The organism is Ruegeria sp. N8 (assembly GCF_056531325.1).
The window spans coordinates 703,126-722,389 of the sequence record NZ_JBQFLQ010000001.1; the positions used below are offsets into that span (position 1 = coordinate 703,126).

The 19,264-nt window shown below is 60.5% G+C and carries 16 protein-coding genes; 7 read left to right on the plus strand and 9 right to left on the minus strand.

The features are described 5' to 3' along the window. The first annotated feature begins 10 nt into the window (after window positions 1-10). The 3 genes from ACR0C5_RS03570 to ACR0C5_RS03580 are packed head-to-tail and all read left to right on the plus strand — an operon-like array spanning window position 11 to window position 3,815. On the plus strand, window positions 11-1,222 hold the full coding sequence (locus ACR0C5_RS03570; protein WP_170770155.1) for an acetyl-CoA C-acetyltransferase: 1,212 nt from the start codon (window positions 11-13) through the stop codon (window positions 1,220-1,222). Continuing rightward, window positions 1,222-1,617 carry a hypothetical protein gene (locus tag ACR0C5_RS03575; protein WP_480874592.1) on the plus strand — a complete coding sequence of 132 codons (396 nt, stop codon included), beginning with the start codon at window positions 1,222-1,224 and terminating at the stop codon, window positions 1,615-1,617. The genes ACR0C5_RS03570 and ACR0C5_RS03575 overlap by 1 nt, the downstream gene beginning before the upstream one ends. Beyond that, the gene (locus ACR0C5_RS03580) at window positions 1,614-3,815 is read left to right on the plus strand and encodes a 3-hydroxyacyl-CoA dehydrogenase NAD-binding domain-containing protein (protein WP_480874595.1); all 2,202 of its coding nucleotides are present in this window, start codon (window positions 1,614-1,616) and stop codon (window positions 3,813-3,815) included. The genes ACR0C5_RS03575 and ACR0C5_RS03580 overlap by 4 nt, the downstream gene beginning before the upstream one ends. Before the next feature lie 79 nt (window positions 3,816-3,894). Here the strand turns inward: ACR0C5_RS03580 and ACR0C5_RS03585 are convergent, their stop codons facing one another. Both ACR0C5_RS03585 and ACR0C5_RS03590 read right to left on the minus strand, forming a co-directional pair. After that, window positions 3,895-4,542, minus strand: coding sequence for a sulfotransferase family 2 domain-containing protein (locus ACR0C5_RS03585; protein WP_480874598.1), 648 nt, complete (start codon window positions 4,540-4,542; stop codon window positions 3,895-3,897). Then, on the minus strand, window positions 4,539-5,474 hold the full coding sequence (locus ACR0C5_RS03590) for a DMT family transporter (RefSeq protein ID WP_480502689.1): 936 nt from the start codon (window positions 5,472-5,474) through the stop codon (window positions 4,539-4,541). The genes ACR0C5_RS03585 and ACR0C5_RS03590 overlap by 4 nt, the downstream gene beginning before the upstream one ends. 155 nt (window positions 5,475-5,629) lie before the next feature. Here ACR0C5_RS03590 and ACR0C5_RS03595 point away from each other — a divergent pair, with 155 nt between their 5' ends. Next, window positions 5,630-6,643, plus strand: a complete 1,014-nt coding sequence (locus tag ACR0C5_RS03595; RefSeq protein WP_170789014.1) for a hypothetical protein — start codon at window positions 5,630-5,632, stop codon at window positions 6,641-6,643. 6 nt (window positions 6,644-6,649) lie between these two features. Here ACR0C5_RS03595 and upp read toward each other — a convergent pair whose 3' ends face one another. The 7 genes from upp to ACR0C5_RS03630 form a co-directional block, all read right to left on the minus strand. Continuing rightward, complete coding sequence (gene upp, locus ACR0C5_RS03600) at window positions 6,650-7,282, minus strand: uracil phosphoribosyltransferase (protein ID WP_170770144.1); 633 nt, start codon at window positions 7,280-7,282, stop codon at window positions 6,650-6,652. Beyond that, the gene (locus ACR0C5_RS03605) at window positions 7,279-8,265 is read right to left on the minus strand and encodes an adenosine deaminase (protein ID WP_480874601.1); all 987 of its coding nucleotides are present in this window, start codon (window positions 8,263-8,265) and stop codon (window positions 7,279-7,281) included. The genes upp and ACR0C5_RS03605 overlap by 4 nt, the downstream gene beginning before the upstream one ends. Continuing rightward, window positions 8,262-9,473: a phosphopentomutase gene (locus ACR0C5_RS03610; RefSeq protein ID WP_480874604.1), complete on the minus strand. Its 1,212-nt coding sequence runs from the start codon at window positions 9,471-9,473 to the stop codon at window positions 8,262-8,264. The genes ACR0C5_RS03605 and ACR0C5_RS03610 overlap by 4 nt, the downstream gene beginning before the upstream one ends. Then, complete coding sequence (locus tag ACR0C5_RS03615; protein ID WP_480874606.1) at window positions 9,470-10,777, minus strand: thymidine phosphorylase; 1,308 nt, start codon at window positions 10,775-10,777, stop codon at window positions 9,470-9,472. The genes ACR0C5_RS03610 and ACR0C5_RS03615 overlap by 4 nt, the downstream gene beginning before the upstream one ends. 3 nt (window positions 10,778-10,780) lie before the next feature. Then, window positions 10,781-11,167 carry a cytidine deaminase gene (locus ACR0C5_RS03620; RefSeq protein WP_480874608.1) on the minus strand — a complete coding sequence of 129 codons (387 nt, stop codon included), beginning with the start codon at window positions 11,165-11,167 and terminating at the stop codon, window positions 10,781-10,783. Between the two features lie 89 nt (window positions 11,168-11,256). Beyond that, complete coding sequence (locus ACR0C5_RS03625) at window positions 11,257-12,348, minus strand: cupin domain-containing protein (RefSeq protein WP_480874610.1); 1,092 nt, start codon at window positions 12,346-12,348, stop codon at window positions 11,257-11,259. Continuing rightward, a complete protein-coding gene (locus ACR0C5_RS03630) occupies window positions 12,323-13,006 on the minus strand; it encodes a hypothetical protein (RefSeq protein ID WP_480874612.1) in 684 nt (227 codons plus the stop codon). Before ACR0C5_RS03630 ends, ACR0C5_RS03625 begins: the two co-directional genes overlap by 26 nt. Before the next feature lie 186 nt (window positions 13,007-13,192). On the opposite strand from ACR0C5_RS03630, the gene ACR0C5_RS03635 reads away from it, so the two are divergent. From ACR0C5_RS03635 to ACR0C5_RS03645, 3 genes are all read left to right on the plus strand, one after another. Continuing rightward, entirely contained in the window at window positions 13,193-15,466 is a 2,274-nt protein-coding gene (locus ACR0C5_RS03635; RefSeq protein ID WP_170770130.1) for an NADP-dependent malic enzyme, read from the plus strand. 255 nt (window positions 15,467-15,721) lie between these two features. Then, window positions 15,722-17,611: a propionate-CoA ligase PrpE gene (prpE, locus tag ACR0C5_RS03640; protein WP_480874615.1), complete on the plus strand. Its 1,890-nt coding sequence runs from the start codon at window positions 15,722-15,724 to the stop codon at window positions 17,609-17,611. A 178-nt stretch (window positions 17,612-17,789) separates the two neighbouring features. Beyond that, entirely contained in the window at window positions 17,790-19,229 is a 1,440-nt protein-coding gene (locus ACR0C5_RS03645) for an amidase family protein (protein WP_480874616.1), read from the plus strand. Window positions 19,230-19,264 lie beyond the last annotated feature (35 nt).

Below are 19,264 nucleotides of genomic sequence, written 5' to 3' on the forward strand. Positions count from 1 at the left end.
GAGAAGACCCATGACCGAAGCCTATATCTATGACGCCCTGCGCACCCCGCGTGGCAAGGGCCGCAAGGATGGCAGCCTGCACGAGGTAACCTCGGTGCGACTGTCCGCCGTCGCCCTTAACGCCATGAAAGAGCGCAACAACCTGGAAGGTCACGCCGTCGAGGACGTGATCTGGGGCAACGTCACGCAGGTGATGGAGCAAGGCGGTTGTTTGGCGCGCTCGGCCGTGCTGGCCTCGGATCTGGATGAATCGATCCCGGGTCTGGCCATCAACCGCTTCTGCGCTTCCGGCATGGAAGCCGTGAACCTGGCCGCAAACCAGATCAAAGGCGGTGCCGGTGACGGCTATATCGCCGGCGGCGTCGAGATGATGGGCCGTGTACCCATGGGATCGGACGGCGCAGCTATTGCCGTTGACCCTACCCTGGCGATGGATACCTATTTTGTACCGCAGGGGATTTCCTCGGACATCATCGCCACCGAATACGGCTTCAGCCGCGATCAGGCGGACCAGTTGGCGATGGAATCGCAGCGCCGCGCGGCGCAAGCCTGGGACGAAGGCCGCTTTGAAAAATCGATCATTCCGGTCAAGGACCGCAACGGCCTGACCATTCTGGACCGCGACGAATACATGCGCCCCGGCACTGACATGCAGAGCCTCGGCAGCCTGAACCCAGCCTTCCAGATGATGGGAGAGCAGATGCCGGGCTTCGACAAGGTCGCCCTGCTGAAATACCCGCACCTGGAAAAGATCAACCACATCCACCACGCGGGCAACAGCTCGGGCATCGTGGACGGGGCAGCGGCCGTTCTGATCGGCAACAAGGAATTCGGTGAGAAGCACGGCATCAAGCCGCGCGCGCGTATCAAAGCCACCGCCAAGATCGGTCTGGACCCGACGATCATGCTGACAGGCCCGGTTCCGGTGACCCAGAAAATCCTGGCCGACAACGGCATGCAGATTTCGGATTTCGACCTGTTCGAAGTGAACGAAGCATTCGCGTCGGTCGTGCTGCGGTTCCAGCAAGCATTTGATGTGGACCCCGAGCTGGTGAACGTCAACGGCGGCTCGATCGCGATGGGTCACCCGCTGGGTGCAACCGGCGCGATGATCATCGGCACCCTGCTGGACGAACTGGAGCGTCAGGACAAAGAAACCGGTCTGGCCACGCTCTGCATTGCGTCGGGCATGGGTGCCGCGACCATCATCGAGCGGGTCTGATGCCTATTAAAAAGCGCAAACCCAAACATGCCATTAAGATCTATCGCGCATCAATCCGAGTATCTTTAAACGGAGATACCGGAAGTAAACTGCGCGGGAAGCTCAAGAAACTTGCTTTTGAACCAAATGGCTTCATCAACGATCCCGGAGCACACGGCACGGGATCATGGATTAACATAAACTGTACCCTCGATGAAATGAGTGAGTGCATGAGTTCCCTATGGGCCACTGTAGCAAAGCACAACGGCCCTGGAAAAGTCGACCATGTGTGGACGAACTTCGAACTGATAGACCTTCGCTCTTTCTTGAAAGGAACAAAGAAGAAAGATCGCATGAGTAAAGATCTGCGACTTTTCCTTGAGGAGCAGGGCTTAAGTAAAGGAACAAACAAATGACCGAGTTTACCCTGACCAAAGACGCAGACGGCGTCGCCACGATCACCTGGGACGTTCCAGGTAAGACGATGAACGTAATGTCCTTTGACGGGCTGGCCCAGCTGAGCGACCTGATCGATCAGGCACTGGCGGATGAGGAGGTCAAGGGGATCGTCCTGACCTCGGGCAAAGAAGGGTCGTTTGCGGGCGGCATGGACCTGAACCTGCTGGCTGTGATGAAGGAACAGGCAGGCGACAACCCGGCCAAAGGTCTGTTTGACGGCACGATGCAAATGCACGCCCTTCTGCGCAAGATCGAGCTGGCCGGCATGGACCCCAAAACCAAGAAAGGCGGCAAGCCGATCGCAACCGCCCTGCCCGGCACTGCCGCAGGCATCGGCATGGAGTTGCCGCTGTCTACGCATCGCATTTTCGCCGCCGAGAACCCCAAGGCGAAATATGGCCTGCCCGAGATCATGGTCGGCATCTTCCCCGGCGCGGGCGGCACCACGCGGATGGTCCGCAAGGTGGGCGCGATTGCAGCGGCACCGCTGCTGCTGGAAGGCAAGATGCTGGACGTCAAAAAGGCCAAAGGCGCAGGCTATATCGATGAGATCGCTGCAGATCCGGTGGCAGCCGCAAAGGAGTGGGTGCTGAACGCGAAAGACACCGATCTGGTCAAGCCGTGGGATGCCAAGGGCTATAAAATGCCCGGCGGTGCGCCGTACCACCCTGCAGGTTTCATGAACTTCGTTGGCGCCTCGGCGATGGTACACGGCAAGACCCAAGGCGCCTTCCCGGCGGCCAAGGCGTTGCTGAGTGCAGTTTATGAGGGGGCTCTGGTTGACTTCGACACCGCGCTGAAGATCGAAGCGCGCTGGTTCACCTCAGTCCTGATGAACCCGTCCTCGGGTGCCATGATCCGGTCGCTGTTCCTGAACAAAGAAGCGCTTGAGAAAGGCGCAGTACGTCCAGCCGGTGTGCCGGATCAGTCGGTCAAGAAGATCGGCGTTCTGGGTGCGGGCATGATGGGTGCGGGCATCGCGCTGGTCTCGGCCCAGGCCGGGATGGAGGTTGTTCTGGTCGATCGTGATCAGGCGGCTGCTGATAAAGGCAAAGCCTATACCGAGGCTTATCTGGACAAGGGCATGAAGCGCGGCAAAGTCACCGAAGACAAGAAACAGGCGATGTTGTCGCGCATCACCGCAACGCCCGATCTGGACCACCTGAAAGGCTGCGACCTGATCATCGAAGCCGTGTTCGAAGACCCTTCCGTCAAGGCCGAGATGACCCAAAAGGTCGAGGCGATCATCCCCGAGGATTGCATTTTTGCCTCGAACACCTCGACCCTGCCGATCACCGATCTGGCCAAGGCCAGCGTTCGGCCCGAACAGTTCATAGGCATTCACTTCTTCTCGCCGGTTGAGAAGATGTTCCTGGTTGAGATCATCAAGGGCAAGGAAACCGGCGATCGTGCGGTTGCCAAGGCGCTGGACTATGTGCGCCAGATCCGCAAGACGCCGATTGTGGTCAACGATGCACGCTTCTTCTACGCCAACCGCTGCATCATCCCTTACATCAACGAAGGTCTACGGATGATCACCGAAGGCGTCAGCCCGGTGCTGATCGACAATGCCGCGCGTCAGCTGGGCTTCCCCGTAGGGCCGATCCAGTTGAATGACGAAACCTCGATTGATCTGGGTGCCAAGATCGCGCGGGCGACCAAAGCTGCGATGGGCAACGCCTATCCCGAAAGCCCCGCCGATGACCTGATCTTCTGGATGGAAGGCGAAGGCCGTCTGGGCCGCAAGGCCAATGCAGGCTTCTTCGACTATGACGAAAAGGGCAAACGCGTCGCATACTGGACCGGCCTGGCCGAGAAATACCCGCATGCCGAAGAGCAGCCCGACCTGATCGAAGTACAGGAACGCCTGATGTTCGCGCAGGTGTTGGAAGCTGTCCGCGCGTTGGAGGAAGGTGTTCTGGAAGACATCCGCGAAGGTGATGTGGGCGCCATCCTGGGTTGGGGCTTTGCGCCGTGGTCCGGTGGCCCGCTGAGCTGGCTGGACATCATCGGCACACCTTATGCGGCTGAACGTTGCGATCAGTTGACCGAAGCCTACGGTGAACGCTTCACCTGCCCGCCGCTGCTGCGGGAAATGGCGGAGAAGGGTCAAAGCTTCTACGGGCGTTTCGACCCCGAAGCCAAAGCGGCCTAAAAGTCAAAGAAGCTGGCGCAGCCCCCCTGCGCCAGCTTTCCCATTTGCACTTTTTCAAGATTCCAAACGGAACGTACTGCTAATCAAAGCGATACCCAAACCTGTCGACATCCTCGGCGCAAGCCTCGGCCACAGCCGCACGTGTCTTGTCGCAATAGTAACTGCGATAATCCGGCGCCCGCTCGGACCTGTTGCTCAGGGGCAATGCCACCCGAAATCCCAAATGGTCGAATAGCGGGGCGGCGTCTCGGTCAAAATACTCCAGCCGGATGAAAGCACTGCAATGTTCGGTTCCGTCGGTCAGCGTCATATAGCGCCTTGCGGGATTGGCTGCGAAGGATCGTGCAATCTGCGGGTGCAAGACGAAATCCTGAAATGAAAGGGTTTGCGCCAAGGTGACATCCCGGTGGTCAAACTTTTGGGTTCTGAGCCAATGATAGTAGCTGACCATCCTGTCCCAAGGGTTGCGCACCAGCGTGAACGTGAACACGCCGCGCAACGCATCCGGCGTCATCAATCCGTCCAGCGCAGAAAGCGGTGCGTGTTTCGTCAAAGCGCCAACGCCTGTCAAAGCCTTCTGCCGCTTGCGCCGCCGTAGGGCCTTGGGCGTATCGCCTATAAGGATATCATCCTTCATAGCCCGCGCCTCTAACGCCAGAGACAGCGACGTTCCCCAGGTTTTGGGGATGTGGACAAACACGTATCTACGGCCATTTGAGATGATCATGCCGCCGCCCGCTCGGCGGGCGCGCGACCGGCCCGCCAGCCCAGCAGCGCTCCGGCGGTCGCGATCAGACCAATCCCTCCGATCTGCATCAGCCCGATGGACTGACCAAAGGCGACCCACGCAAACAGGGGGCCAAAAATCATGACCGAGTATTCGAACACTGCAACATAGGATGGCTCGCCTACCTGATAGGCTTTGATCAGCATGAAAACCGCGATTGTTGACCCTACAGCCTGCACGATGATCCATGGCACAGCGTCTTGCATCTGCCACACCCAGCCACGCGTGACAAACCCGTCGGGCCCTGGGGGCGATATCATGGGGAAGAGGGTTAGAACCCCCACTCCGATCAATCCCGTCAACCCCAGTGTGATCACCATCGCCGCCAACAGCGCGACTGTGCTTTCACCCGCGCAATGGCTGCGCGTGATGATGGCGCTGAGGGCATAGAACAACCCTCCGGCCACCGGCAGCAGGGTGCGGGCATCAAAATCCTGCGGATTGGGTTGCAGCACGCATAGAATCCCAGCGAACCCCAGTAGGACGGCCAGAATGCGCCATGGCCCGATCCTCTGCCCCATTGCAAGCGTCGAAATCAGCAGCACGAAAATCGGAGAGGTGAACAGACCTGCCAGCGCCTGCGCAATCGGCATCAGCGCCAGCGAGGTGAAATAGAACAGCATGGCCAGCGTGATCAGCACACTGCGTAGCATCACCGGACCCGGCCGGACGGGACGCAAGCGCCCGAAGCCCAACAAGGACAAGCCGATGATCAGCGGCAGCATCAGGGTGGACCGGCTCAGGTGGAACTGCCACAGCCCGACCGTGTCGGCCAGCAGGATCACTACGTTGTCGATCACCCCGATGATCGCCATTGCGCTGACCATCAGAACCGAGGCCAGGATCGGAGAAGTTTGCGCACCAGACGACATGTTTGACCCTATTGCAGAAACCGACCGGGGCACGCCTGCGCCCGGATGCGTCGTCACATCCAGCACAATTCCCCGACATCGCGCAACAGGTTTGCGCCGCTGGATTTTTGCGTGCTAAACTGCCGCCAATCAAGAATGAGCAGACCTCACCCGTGATGACGGCCCTTAAACAGTACCAACGGATCGAAGCAACCGGTCTGTGGCGCCCATCGCCCGATGTGCAGCGGCGCGAGGTCGTGGTGTCGATTGGCGAAGCCACGATGACAATCTCGGATTTCAACGACAACGCGCTGACCCATTGGTCGCTGGCTGCGTTGGAGCGGCAGAACCCCGGCGCGTATCCAGCTATATACAACCCCGATGGCGACCCGGACGAAACGCTGGAGCTGGCCGAAACCGAGACCACCATGATCGAGGCAATCGACCGCCTGCAACGGGCCATTGACCGCAGCCGTCCGCATCCGGGGCGATTGCGCTGGCTCAGCGTCGCCGGTGTTGCCGCCGCCGTCGTGGCCCTTTTGGTGTTCTGGGTGCCCGCCGCCGTGCAAAACCACGTGGTCTCGGTGGTGCCCGAGATCAAACGCCACGATATCGGCGACGCAATTCTTGAACGGATCGAGCGCGTGTCAGGCCGCGCCTGCGCCTCGGTCGACGCACAGGACGCGCTGAAACAGTTGGCCACACGTACCGGTGTGCGTGAGGTGGTTATCCTGCCTGCGGGCGTGCAAACGAGCCTCAGCCTGCCGGGCGGCATTATCCTGCTAAACCGCGCGTTGGTCGAAGATCACGAGGACCCTTCGGTCGCCGCCGGCTATATCGTCGCCGAACGCGCCCGGTCACAGGCACAGGACCCGCTGGACGATTTGCTGAACCGCACAGGTGCTGCAACCGCCTTTCGCCTGCTGACAACCGGGGAGCTGACACCGGGCATCGTCGATGCCTATACCGAAGAGGTTCTGTCTGAACCCCGCCCGTCCCTACCTGATGACGCGTTGCTGGAGATGTTCGCGCAGACCGCCCTGCCCTCGACCCCGTTTGCTTATGCCATGGATGTGACCGGCGAAACCGTGCTGGGGTTGATCGAGGCTGACCCTATGGCCGGACGTCCTCAGCAGCAGGTTCTGCCGGACCGCGATTGGGTCCGGCTGCAAAATATCTGCGGCGGTTAGACCAGCTTACTTCGTGCCAAACATCCGGTCGCCCGCATCGCCCAGCCCCGGCATGATGTAGCCCTTGGAATTCAGCTCGCGATCCAGCGAGGCCGTGACGATATGCACATCCGGGTGCGCCTCTTTCATGCGTGCGACCCCTTCGGGCGCGGCCAACAAGCAAAGGAAGCGAATATCAGTGGCGCCAGCCTCCTTCAGCAGATCTATCGCCGCGGCTGAACTGTTGCCGGTGGCCAGCATCGGATCAACGGCAATGACCAGACGGTCCTTCAACCCTTCGGGCGCTTTGAAGTAATACTGCACGGGCTTGAGCGTTTCCTCATCGCGGTAGAGGCCGACAAAACCCACACGGGCCGAGGGGATCAGTTCTAGCACCCCGTCCAGCATCCCGTTTCCGGCCCGCAGGATCGACACCAGCGCCAGTTTCTTGCCCGCTAGGATAGGGGCGTCCATTTCCTCCATCGGGGTTTCGATATGGCGGGTGGTCAACGGCATTTCGCGCGTGATCTCATAGGCCAGCAGCAGCGTGATCTCACGCAGCAACTGCCGAAATTCGGCGGTCGAAGTGCCCTTGTCCCGCATGAGCGTCAGTTTGTGCTGCACCAACGGGTGGTCAACGACGGTCAGGTGTTCGCTCATGTTCTCTCCAGTCTTGTCTTGACCCGTTCACGGGTCTTGTCATCGCAAAAGGCGGCCGCAAGGGCGGTTTCATTCAGGGCCGCGAAATCCTCGGCCTGCCAGCCGAAGGCTTGCGCCAGCATCTCATATTCCCGCCGCATTGTAGTGTGGAAAAACGGAGGGTCATCGGTGGAAACCGTGACTTTGACACCGGCATCCCGCAGTTTTGCAATCGGATGGGCCGCGAATTCGGGGAAAAGCCCCAGTACCACATTTGAGCCGGGGCAGACTTCAAACGTGATGTCGCGGTCGATGATCTCGCGGATCAGGTCAGGGTCTTCGATGGCGCGCACTCCGTGGCCCACACGCTCCACGCCCAGATCGCGGATGGCTTCACGTACGCTTTCGGGGCCGCTGAACTCTCCGGCATGGGTGGTAAGGCGCAGACCGGCCTCACGCGCGCAATCGAAGGCCCACTTATAGTCCCCCTGAGCACCCATAGCCTCGTTCCCGCCCATACCGAACCCAGTGATCCACTCGCCCGCCGTTTCCGCCGCGCAATAGGCGCTGAGTTTAGCCTTGTCCGGCCCGAAATGGCGCACGCAGGTCACGACGCCGCGCAGAGTGATATCGTATTTCCGTTCCGCCTCATCCGCCGCATCCTGAATGGCGGTCAGGTAGTCGCGCCAGGCATGCAGGTCTCCGCCGCCGCAGAAATCGGGGCTGAGGAAGGTTTCCGAATAGACCACTCCGTTCGCCGCGCTTTCTTCGAGGATGGCCAGTGTCAGGCGGCGGAAATCCTCGGGCGATTTCAGCACTTCGCAGGCGGCCTCATACACGCTGAGGAAATGGGCGAAATCGCGGAAATCATAGCTGCCGTCGGGTTTGAAAATCCCGCTCAGGTCGATGCGCTTTTCATGGGCCAACTGCCGGATAAAGGCAGGCGGGGCCGCGCCTTCGTGGTGCAGGTGCAATTCGATTTTGGGAAGGTCTGCGACGCTCATAGAAAACTCCGCCCCGGCCCCTGCGCCGGGATGTTCAGGTGGTGTGCGATGCTAGCCGCAATATCGGTGAAATTCACCGCGCCGATCTGGCCCGCGCCTCGCCCGGCGATCAGAACCGGCACTTGTTCACGGGTGTGGTCGGTTCCGATCCAGCTGGGGTCATTGCCGTGGTCTGCGGTCAGCAGCATCAGGTCTCCGGGCTGCAGACGGGCGATAATCGCGCCGATTTCACGGTCGAACCATTCCAGCGCGCGAGCGTAGCCGCTGATATCGCGGCGGTGGCCGTAGAGGCTGTCGAACTCGACAAAATTGGCGAAGGTCAGGCTGCCCTCTTCCGCCTCATCGACCAGATTGGAGAGGTGGTGCATCAGGTCCGCGTCCGAGCCTTTGCGCAATGTGTCGATTCCCTGCATCGAGAAGATATCGCCGATCTTGCCGACCGCATGTACGCGCCGCCCGGCGTCCTGCGCCCAGTTGGTCAGAACCGGCGCGGGCGGCAGGATGGCGAAATCCTTGCGGTTGGTGGTGCGGGTGAAGCCCTGTTCGGGCGAGCCCACAAATGGCCGCGCGATAACCCGGCCCACTTTCATCTCGTGCAGGCGTGGGGCCAGAGTTCGGCACATTTCCAACAAGCGGTCGAGGCCGAAATGTTCCTCATGCGCCGCTATCTGGAACACGCTGTCGGCGGATGTGTAGCAAATCGGCCAGCCGGTGCGCAGATGTTCGGCGCCCAGATCGGCGATGATCGCCGTGCCAGAGGCGTGGCAATTGCCCAGTATGCCATCGGTTCCCGCAGCCTGCGCCGCAGCGCGGCTTAGATCGGCGGGGAAAGACGGGCGCGTGTCCGGAAAATAGTGCCAATCCCATGGCACCGGCAGCCCCGCCAGTTCCCAATGGCCCGAGGGCGTGTCCTTGCCCGGCGAATGTTCCCGCGCGCAGCCCCATAGGCCGGTCGGTTCCGCCCGCAGCCCCGGCGTATCCGCGCCCGAGGCCAGACGGGTCGCCGCCCCCAGCCCCAGCGCCTCCAGATTGGGCAGGTGCAGCGGGCCCGAGCGCCCATCCTCGGCCCGCCCCTCAGCGCAGGCCTGTGCGATATGGGCCAGCGTGTTAGCCCCCGTATCGGGCACCGTGCCGTTGAAAAACTGATCCGCATCCGGCGCGCCGCCGATGCCGACCGAGTCCATCACGACCAGAAACGCGCGGGTCATGCGGTGATCCTTTCATGCACGATCCCCGGCAGCGCGGGGCTGGCCGGACCGAGACTGATCGCTTGCAGGACGGCCTGCGCCGCCTGTTGCGCCGCGTCTTCGCGGGCGGCGTGGATCACGGCCAACGGCGCACCCTTGTCCAGCTTATCACCCAGCCGCACGATGTCCGAGATGCCAACGGCAGGGTCAATCAGGTCGCTCTCAACTTGCCGCCCACCGCCCAGCGCGACAACGGCCAGACCCAGCGCCTCACCGTCCATCGCGGTCACATAGCCCGCACTTGGCGCAGGGACTTCAAGGATCACGCTGGCCTCGGGCAAGTACCGCGACCAGTTGTCGACGAAATGCAGTGGCGCGCCAACGGCGGCCATCATGCGCCCGAACCTTTCGGCCGCGCGGCCAGAGCGGATAATTTCGGCCAGTTTCTCGCGACCTTCATCCACGGTTGCGCACATCCCGGCATCCACCAGCAGCACGCCGCCTAACTCGACCGAGATTTCGGCCAAGGGCGAATTGTGCCCGTTGGTCATGGCCTTCATGACCTCGCAGATCTCTAACGCGTTGCCCAGCGCCGGAGCCAGAGGTTGGTTCATATCCGTGATCACCGCCGAGGTGCGGCATCCCGCAGCATTCGCGGTCTGGGTTAGGGCCTGTGCCAGATTGCGTGCATCTTCGTGGGTTTTCATAAACGCGCCGCTGCCCACCTTGACATCCAGCACCAGAGCATCAGGGCTGGCGGCCAGTTTCTTGGACAGGATCGAGGCGGTGATCAGGTCGAGGCTTTCGACCGTCGCCGTCACATCGCGGATTGCATATAGCCGCTTGTCCGCAGGGGCGATCTGCCCCGTTGCGCCAACGATGGCGGCACCCGTTTCGCGCAAGATCTGCGCCAGACGATCTTCGCTGATCTGAGTGGTCACGCCCGGAATCGACTCGAGCTTGTCCAGCGTCCCGCCGGTATGGCCCAACCCACGACCCGAGATCATCGGGACATAAGCCCCCATCTCGGCCAGTGCAGGCGCAAGCACGAGGCTGACGCTGTCGCCCACCCCGCCGGTCGAGTGCTTGTCGATCACCGGGCCATCCACGTCCCATGTCAGAACGTCGCCGCTGTCGCGCATTGCAACCGTCAGGTCAGCGCGGCCCTGCGCGCCCAGACCGCCCATGCAAACGGCCATTGCAAAGGCCCCGGCCTGCGCGTCACTGACGCCACCATCGGCCAGACCTTGCGCGAACCAGCTCAATTCCTCGGCCGTGGGCACCTGACCGCGGCGCAGCTTGGCGTTGATCGAACGGGCGTCCATGGCTCACTCCATATGCGAGGCGCCAAAGGCCCCCGGCAGCAGATCGCCGATGGTGGTCTCCATCTCAGCCCCTTCGACCGAGGCCAGCGTCACCTTGACCTCGCGCTTGCCAAACTCAACCAGTTTCTGACGGCACCCCCCACAGGGCGGTACGGGCTGAGGCGATGAGGCAACCACATAAACCTCGGTCAGTTCCTGCTCACCTGCGGCAACCATGGCGGCAATCGCCCCTGCTTCAGCGCAGGTGCCTTCGGGATAGGCCACGTTTTCGACATTGCATCCGGAATAAATCACGCCCGAGGCAGATCGGACCGCCGCCCCGACCTTGAAGTTCGAATAGGGCGCATAGGCGTTTTCGCGAACTAAGAGGGCTGCGTCTTTCAGGCTCATGGCGATTCCCCGATTTTTGATCATCTGGTCAGAAAAATACTGTTCTAGTGAAACGGCGCGCCAAGGTGAAGCCCCGCGCGCCGCAATTCTTATCCCACCCGCGTATTGAACGTACCGGGCAGTGTGACCTCAAGCAGTTCCACATCATCCGACGGGTCCGACAGGCGCGTCCGCATCCCCGGAGGGATCACAAACGCGTCGCCCTGTTCCAGCGGGTACGGCTCACGCCCTTCACCCTCTAATGTGACCGCGCCGTTCATTACAAAGGTGAAATGGATATCTGTGTCATGGGCAGCCCATTGCGGATCACCCTGCCCTTTGCGCACGACCTGCACCCCGGCCACGCCCTTGGTGTTTTCCGCAATCGTGGTGTCGCGGCAGATATAGCCCGGCAGGCGGAACGGCACCCAATCCGAGCCCTCGGCCTGATTGAAGACGAACTTCTGCCCCTGCCATTCCCGATCCGGGCGGTAGTGCGGGGTGGGTAGGTCCATATCGTGATCAATCTCGGTGACGTGCTCGGCAGGCACGCCGATCTCGATCACCTGCACATTGTCCGATGCCTCAAGCACGCGGTGACGGATTTCGGGTGGCTGGATAAAGCAATCACCCGCCGTCAGGCGCATCTTTTCGCCTTGATCCTCATAGACCACATCCACCCAGCCATGGATGCAGAAGATCAGTTGGAACCCGACCTTGTGGAAATGCACCATATCCGGCACCGGGCCGCCTTCCGGAATGCGGATATGGCTGGCAATGATGGACCCGCCCAGCCGGTCGGGCACCAGATCGCGGTAATGCATTCCGGCACGGCCAATGATCCACGGGGCCTGATCCTTGAGCCTGCGCACCACGAAGGAATGAACGGTGTCGGGCATGACCATGGGCGGATTCAGCTCATCAATCTCGACTTTTGTGCCGTTCGGGGCCACTAGGCTGCGCTGCCCGTCGGCAAAGCTATCGGGGTCATCGGTCAGGATGCGCAACGTGCCGGGGCTTTCCGACGCGTCCTTTTCAATCCGCAGCCGCAGCCCGTGGCCGGAAAACACCGCCACCCGAGGATCATCGGCGGGATAAATCATATCCATCCGCATCCCCAGCACCTTGGTATAAAACGGGATATCGTCGCGCAGCTCCTGCGTGGGCAGGCGAATCTCAGCTTTGGTCTGGTTGTTGGTCATTCACTGTCTCTTCGGTCTTGGCTTTCGGCCATCCGATCAGAACAGCGGCCAGAATGCCAATCGAAAAGAACATCTCAAGCGTTTCTTCGAGCACAAACAGGCGCAGCATCATGGTTTGCGAAATATCCGAACCCATCATCCCGGACACCTCTTCGAGCAGTTGCGCGACCACCGCCGACATGCCCGCCAGGAAAAACACCAGCAAAAAAGGCGCGCGAGCTTTGAACGCGCGCCAGCCAGACGGAATGCCATGCCAGACCAGCCCGCCAAGCACGATTGCAACCAGCACCAAACGCACAAGGGTCATGTCCAGCGCTGTATCCAACCCGCTGAGGATCGTATGCTGCCAAGTGCCAATGGCGTAGATATCGGCCTCAAGCTCGCGCTCGGCCAGCAGCAGGCAGACAACGCCAATATACAAACGCGACACACCACGATAGCGATAAAGCGCGATCACCCCAGCCATCAGCAGCGCAAATGCCGAGCCGGTTTCGATCAGCCCGCCTTCTTGGTTGAAGGCCGAGGCCTGAACAGGCCAGATCGAAATCACGACCAGAATCCAGGCCATCACAGCCAGCACCGCCCGCAGCCCCACGGATTGCACACCGAACGATCCGTGCAGGACCAAGCCGGGGTTGCGTTCGTCTTTCAAGCTCATATCAGACCTTCATCGCTGCGCGTATTCATTGGGGTTCACGAACGCGGCAGACCGTAAATGTTTCGTGGCAGAATTCAACCAGCACCCCCATGAGGTCGGAAACCCGCAATGAAATGACGCAACGTAGCCAAGCCTCGGAAAATGGTTTAACGATCAACCAAATCTTGGAACGGAGTTGATTTGTCGATGTCGGACACACCCAGCCTGCGGCAGGCCGCGCTTGATTACCACGCCCATCCCAAACCCGGAAAGCTTGAGATCAAGGCCACAAAGCCCATGGCCAATGGCCGCGATCTGGCCCGCGCCTATTCGCCCGGCGTGGCCGAAGCCAGCCTGGAAATCAAGGCCGACCCGCACAATGCCGAGCTTTACACCGCGCGCGGCAATCTTGTTGCAGTGGTCTCGAATGGCACTGCTGTTCTGGGGCTGGGCAATATCGGTGCGCTGGCCTCGAAGCCAGTGATGGAGGGCAAGGCCGTTCTGTTCAAGAAATTCGCCGGTATCGACTGTTTCGATATCGAGGTCGACCAGCCCGACCCCGAGAAGCTGGCTGATATCGTCTGCGCGCTGGAACCGACCTTTGGCGCGATCAACCTTGAAGATATCAAGGCCCCCGACTGTTTCATCGTCGAGAAAATCTGCCGCGAGCGGATGAACATCCCCGTTTTTCACGACGACCAGCACGGCACCGCCATTGTCGTGGGCGCTGCGGCCAAGAACGCGCTGCACGTTGCCGGCAAATCGTTCGAAGATATCAAAGTCGTCTCGACCGGCGGCGGGGCGGCCGGGATTGCCTGTCTGTCCATGTTGGTCAAACTGGGTGTCAAGCGCGAGAATATCTGGCTGTGCGATATTCACGGGCTGGTCTACGAGGGCCGCGCCGAGGATATGAATCCGCACAAGGATCAGTTTGCGCAGAAATCCGACCTGCGTACATTGGATGATGTGATCGGCGACGCGGACCTGTTTCTGGGCCTCAGCGGGCCGAATGTGCTCAAGCCCGAAATGGTCGCGAAAATGTCTAGCCGCCCGATCATCTTCGCGTTGGCCAACCCGACGCCGGAAATCCTGCCCGATGCCGCGCGCGAAGTGGCCTCGGATGCAATCATCGCCACAGGCCGCAGTGACTTTCCAAATCAGGTCAACAACGTCCTGTGCTTTCCTTTCATCTTCCGGGGCGCGCTGGATGTAGGCGCAACCGAGATCAACGACGAGATGCAAATCGCTTGCGTGGACGGCATCGCCGAGATGGCGCGCGCTACTACCAGTGCCGAGGCCGCAGCCGCCTATAAAGGGGAACAGTTGACCTTTGGGCCGGACTATCTGATCCCCAAACCCTTTGATCCGCGCCTCGTGGGGGTTGTGTCCTCGTCCGTGGCCAAGGCCGCAATGGACAGCGGCGTTGCCAACCGTCCCATCGAAGATATCGAGGCGTACAAGGAACAACTGAACCAGACCGTTTTCAAATCCGCCCTAATCATGCGCCCGGTTTTCGAGGCCGCCGCAGCCGCTTCCCGCAAGATCGTCTTTGCCGAGGGTGAAGATGAACGGGTGTTGCGGGCTGCTCAGGCTATTCTGGAAGAAACCACCGAGACCCCCATTCTGATCGGTCGACCAGACGTGATCGGGGCCCGCTGTGAAAGGTTGGGTTTGACGGTGCGGCCAGGTGCGGATTTTCAGATCGTGAACCCGGAAAACGATCCGCGTTACTACGACTATTGGACGTCCTACCACCAGCTCATGCAGCGCCGCGGCGTCACACCTGATCTGGCCAAGGCCATCATGCGGACAAACAACACCGCAATTGCCGCCATCGCGGTGCAACGGGGCGACGCCGACAGTATGATCTGCGGCACCTTCGGCGAATATCGCTGGCACCTGAACTATGTGGAACAAGTGTTGGCGGACGGCGACCTGCGCCCGCATGGTGCTCTTTCGTTGATGATCTTGGAAGACGGGCCGTTGTTCATCGCCGACACTCATGTGCGGCAACTGCCCTCGCCCGAGGAACTCGCCGAAAGCACCATTGGGGCCGCCCGTCACGTGCGCCGCTTTGGGCTAGAGCCCAAGATCGCATTCTGCTCGCAATCGCAGTTTGGCAACCAGTCCGAAGGGTCCGGCAAACGCCTGCGGGCCGCGCTGGATATTCTGGATTCCGAGCCGCGTGACTTTACCTATGAGGGCGAGATGAACTTGGATCTGGCACTGGACCCCGAACTGCGCGGGCGGATCTTCCCCAATTCGCGCCTGAAAGGTTCGGCCAATGTGCTGATTTTTGCTCATGCGGACGCAGCCAGCGGTGTGCGGAATATTCTGAAGATGAAGGCCGACGGGCTAGAGGTCGGGCCGATCCTGATGGGGATGGGCAACAAAGCGCATATCGTGACGCCCTCGATCACCGCACGAGGGCTTTTGAACATGGCCGCCATCGCCGGTACGCCGGTCACGCACTACGGATAAACTGCGGCCGGACGTCTGAAACGGCGTCCGGCCGATTCCCTATCTGTTTGCACGCCTGAATTTGCAGATTTGCAAATTTACCCATCAATCGCCAGATAACCCTCATGCAGTCGCGCATTTGCAAAAATTTGCAAGTCAATTCGGCGAATTCTGCAAATTTTTTGCGATAAAGTGACGCTCCGTCACGCCGCTTGCTTGTCCTGTGGCCGCCCTGCCCCTTACACACATGCCCAGGAATTGACGGAGGAGAACACCGTGGCATATCAGGACGTTTACGAAGGCTGGAAATCCGACCCCGAGGGCTTCTGGATGGAGGCCGCAAAGGGCATCGACTGGGTAAGCCCCCCGACCAAAGCATTGTTCGATGACAACCCGCCGCTATACGAGTGGTTCTCGGACGCCCGCGTAAACACCTGCTGGAACGCTGTCGACCGCCATGTCGAAAACGGACGGGGCGAGCAGACTGCAATCATCTATGACAGCCCGATCACGCATACCAAGCGCGAGATTTCCTATGTCGAGCTGCGCAACCGCGTAGCCAATTTGGCAGGTGCACTTCGGGCCAAGGGTGTCGAAAAGGGCGACCGGGTTATCATCTATATGCCAATGATCCCCGAGGCGCTTGAGGCGATGCTGGCCTGTGCGCGTCTGGGCGCGGTGCATTCGGTGGTATTCGGTGGCTTTGCCAGCAACGAACTGGCCGTGCGGATCGACGACGCCAAACCCAAAGCGATCATCGCCGCCTCTTGCGGGATGGAGCCGGGCCGCGTGGTTCACTACAAACCCCTGCTGGACGGCGCGATTGATCTGGCAGAGCACAAACCCGATTTCTGCGTTATTTTCCAACGCGAACAGGAAGTCGCCCAGCTGGTCGAAGGGCGCGACTTTAACTGGCACGGCTTCCAGTACGGCGTCGAACCGGCTGAATGTGTCCCGGTCGATGGTAATGATCCTGCCTATATCCTTTACACCTCGGGCACGACCGGTTCACCCAAAGGTGTCGTGCGCCCCACGGCAGGCCATCTGGTCGCGTTGAACTGGACGATGAAGAATATCTACAATGTCGACCCTGGTGACGTGTTCTGGGCGGCATCCGACGTGGGATGGGTCGTAGGGCACTCCTACATCTGTTACGCGCCCCTGATCCATGGCAACACCACCATCGTGTTCGAAGGCAAACCGGTGGGCACCCCGGATGCGGGGACCTTCTGGCGCGTGATTTCGGAACATAAGGTCAAGAGCTTTTTCACTGCCCCGACGGCGATCCGCGCGGTTAAACGCGAGGATCCGCAGGGTGAGTTGATCGCCAATTACGACTTGTCCCATTTGGGCGCGCTTTACCTAGCTGGTGAACGGGCAGACCCGGACACGATCGTCTGGGCGCAGGACGCGTTGAAAGTGCCGGTGATCGACCATTGGTGGCAGACTGAAACCGGCTGGACCATCGCTGGCAACCCGCTGGGGATCGAGGAACTGCCGACCAAGTTGGGCTCGCCAGCGAAGCCAATGCCGGGCTATGACGTGCAGATCCTGGACGAAGGCGGCCATCCGATGAAACCCGGCGAGTTGGGCGCGATTGCGGTGAAGTTGCCCCTGCCCCCCGGTACGTTGCCGACGTTGTGGAATGCGGAAGAGCGATTCAAAAGCTCGTACCTCAATCATTTCCCCGGTTACTATGAGACCGGCGATGCAGGCATGATTGATGAGGACGGATATCTTTACATCATGGCGCGCACGGATGATGTGATCAACGTTGCGGGCCACCGCCTGTCCACGGGGGGCATGGAGGAGGTTCTGGCCGCCCATCCCGACGTTGCCGAATGCGCTGTGATCGGAGTAACCGACCAGTTGAAGGGCCAGATGCCGGTTGGTTTCCTGTGCCTGAACGCAGGCTGCGACCGCGATCATGCTGAGGTCGTGCAGGATGTGGTCAAGCTGGTGCGCGAAAAGATCGGTCCGGTTGCGGCGTTCAAACAGGCTGTTGTGGTGGACCGCCTACCCAAGACGCGTTCAGGCAAGATCCTGCGGGGGACCATGGTGTCGATTGCCGATGGTGCAGACTACAAAATGCCTGCTACCATCGACGATCCCGCCATTCTGGACGAGATCACGGACGCGCTGAAGACCATCGGCTACGCACAATAACAACGGGAAACTCAAGGGTGCGCCTGTCGGCGCGCCCGATTTGCGCTGACGCGCGAATGCGAGGCTCTGCCTCGCGCTCCGGGATATTTCTGGCCAGATGAAAGAGGATCCCCGAAATGGGACTGAACCTCTTGCCATCGGCCGTCTTCCGCCTCAGGTTGAACCCCGGAGGACGAGCATGAGCGACAATGACATCTGGCGACTAAGCGCCACGGACTTGGCGAAGCAGACCCGCAGCAAGCGGATCAGCGCGGTGGAGGCCGTTCAATCTTCGATTGACCGGCTGCATCAAGTCAATCCAGCCCTGAATGCCGTGGTCGAAGACCTGAGCACTGAGGCATTGACGCACGCGCATACGCTGGATCAGGCCGTGGCTGCGGGCACGGAGCCCGGTCCGCTGCACGGTGTGCCCGTGACGATCAAAATCAATGTCGACCAAAAAGGACACGCGACCACGAATGGGGTCGTGGCTTTGAAAGACGTGATCGCGCCGGACGATGCGCCCATCGTGCGAAACCTGCAAAATGCTGGCGCCGTCGTCCTAGGGCGCACGAATACGCCCGAGTTTTCCTTTCGCGCCGATACCGACAACGAGCTGCACGGCCGCACACATAACCCCTGGGGGCGGCATATCTCGCCTGGTGGGTCCTCGGGCGGGGCCGGCTCGGCGGTGATGGCTGGGATCGGGGCCTTGGCGCATGGCAATGATATTGGCGGTAGTCTGCGGTTTCCGGCGGCGGCAAACGGGGCCGTGACCGTAAAGCCGGGATTGGGCCGCGTGCCTGCGTGGAACCCGAGTCAAAAGGTGGAACGCGGCTTGTTGGCGCAATCCATGTCGGTGCAGGGGTTGATCACCCGTTCAGCTACCGATCTGCACCTGTCGATGCCCAGCCTGATCGCCGCCGACCCGCGCGATCCGTTCCATGTGCCGATGCCATGGCGTGGGGCCGCCTATGACGGACCTATCAAGGTTGCTTTTACAAAGAACACGTTCGGCTATGATCTGCATCCAGAAGTCGCAAAGGCCTTAGATACTGCCCGTGACGCGCTGATTGACGCAGGATATGCGGTAACAGAGGTCGATCCGCCTGATGTCTTTGATTGTGGGCGCAACGGATACCGCGCTTTGATGGGCGAAGTACTGACCCTGTTGAAAACTGATATCGAGGCAGCGGGGTCGCAGACCATCCGCGATATATTCGACGTGTATTTTCAGGAGTTCCCGCCGATCACCGGTACAGAGCTGATTGAGATGCTGGCCAAGCGCACACACTATGCCCGCGAATGGTCTCTGTTCATGCAGGACTACCCATTGGTTCTGTCGCCTTTCCTGCCGCAACCATTCTTTAGACCCGACCGCGATACAGAAGGCCCTGAAGGCGTGCATGAGGTGCTGGGCTGCGCGGTTTATTCCTATGCGATGAATTTCCTCGGGTTGCCCGCAGCCTGCGTTCCGGCGCGTTTGGCAGAACTGCCAAAAGGAGCGCAGCCAATCAATGTTCAGATCGCAGCCCCGCGCTGGCGTGAGGACATGGCGGTTGATGCGGCCGCGGCCATTGAGGCGCGCGTTGGGCAGATGTGTCTGCCACTGTGGGATAAGATGGGTTCCGCAGAATAACCCCCGACAAAAGAAATTGACCCCGGGGTTTTGTG

Bases quoted from the DNA above. Each gene is read 5' to 3' on its own strand.
- ACR0C5_RS03570 (WP_170770155.1), top strand. From the start codon at position 11: ATGACCGAAGCCTATATCTATGACGCCCTGCGCACCCCGCGTGGCAAG.
- ACR0C5_RS03575 (WP_480874592.1), top strand. From the start codon at position 1,222: ATGCCTATTAAAAAGCGCAAACCCAAACATGCCATTAAGATCTATCGC.
- ACR0C5_RS03580 (WP_480874595.1), top strand. From the start codon at position 1,614: ATGACCGAGTTTACCCTGACCAAAGACGCAGACGGCGTCGCCACGATC.
- ACR0C5_RS03585 (WP_480874598.1), bottom strand. From the start codon at position 4,542: ATGATCATCTCAAATGGCCGTAGATACGTGTTTGTCCACATCCCCAAA.
- ACR0C5_RS03590 (WP_480502689.1), bottom strand. From the start codon at position 5,474: ATGTCGTCTGGTGCGCAAACTTCTCCGATCCTGGCCTCGGTTCTGATG.
- ACR0C5_RS03595 (WP_170789014.1), top strand. From the start codon at position 5,630: ATGACGGCCCTTAAACAGTACCAACGGATCGAAGCAACCGGTCTGTGG.
- upp (WP_170770144.1), bottom strand. From the start codon at position 7,282: ATGAGCGAACACCTGACCGTCGTTGACCACCCGTTGGTGCAGCACAAA.
- ACR0C5_RS03605 (WP_480874601.1), bottom strand. From the start codon at position 8,265: ATGAGCGTCGCAGACCTTCCCAAAATCGAATTGCACCTGCACCACGAA.
- ACR0C5_RS03610 (WP_480874604.1), bottom strand. From the start codon at position 9,473: ATGACCCGCGCGTTTCTGGTCGTGATGGACTCGGTCGGCATCGGCGGC.
- ACR0C5_RS03615 (WP_480874606.1), bottom strand. From the start codon at position 10,777: ATGGACGCCCGTTCGATCAACGCCAAGCTGCGCCGCGGTCAGGTGCCC.
- ACR0C5_RS03620 (WP_480874608.1), bottom strand. From the start codon at position 11,167: ATGAGCCTGAAAGACGCAGCCCTCTTAGTTCGCGAAAACGCCTATGCG.
- ACR0C5_RS03625 (WP_480874610.1), bottom strand. From the start codon at position 12,348: ATGACCAACAACCAGACCAAAGCTGAGATTCGCCTGCCCACGCAGGAG.
- ACR0C5_RS03630 (WP_480874612.1), bottom strand. From the start codon at position 13,006: ATGAGCTTGAAAGACGAACGCAACCCCGGCTTGGTCCTGCACGGATCG.
- ACR0C5_RS03635 (WP_170770130.1), top strand. From the start codon at position 13,193: ATGTCGGACACACCCAGCCTGCGGCAGGCCGCGCTTGATTACCACGCC.
- ACR0C5_RS03645 (WP_480874616.1), top strand. From the start codon at position 17,790: ATGAGCGACAATGACATCTGGCGACTAAGCGCCACGGACTTGGCGAAG.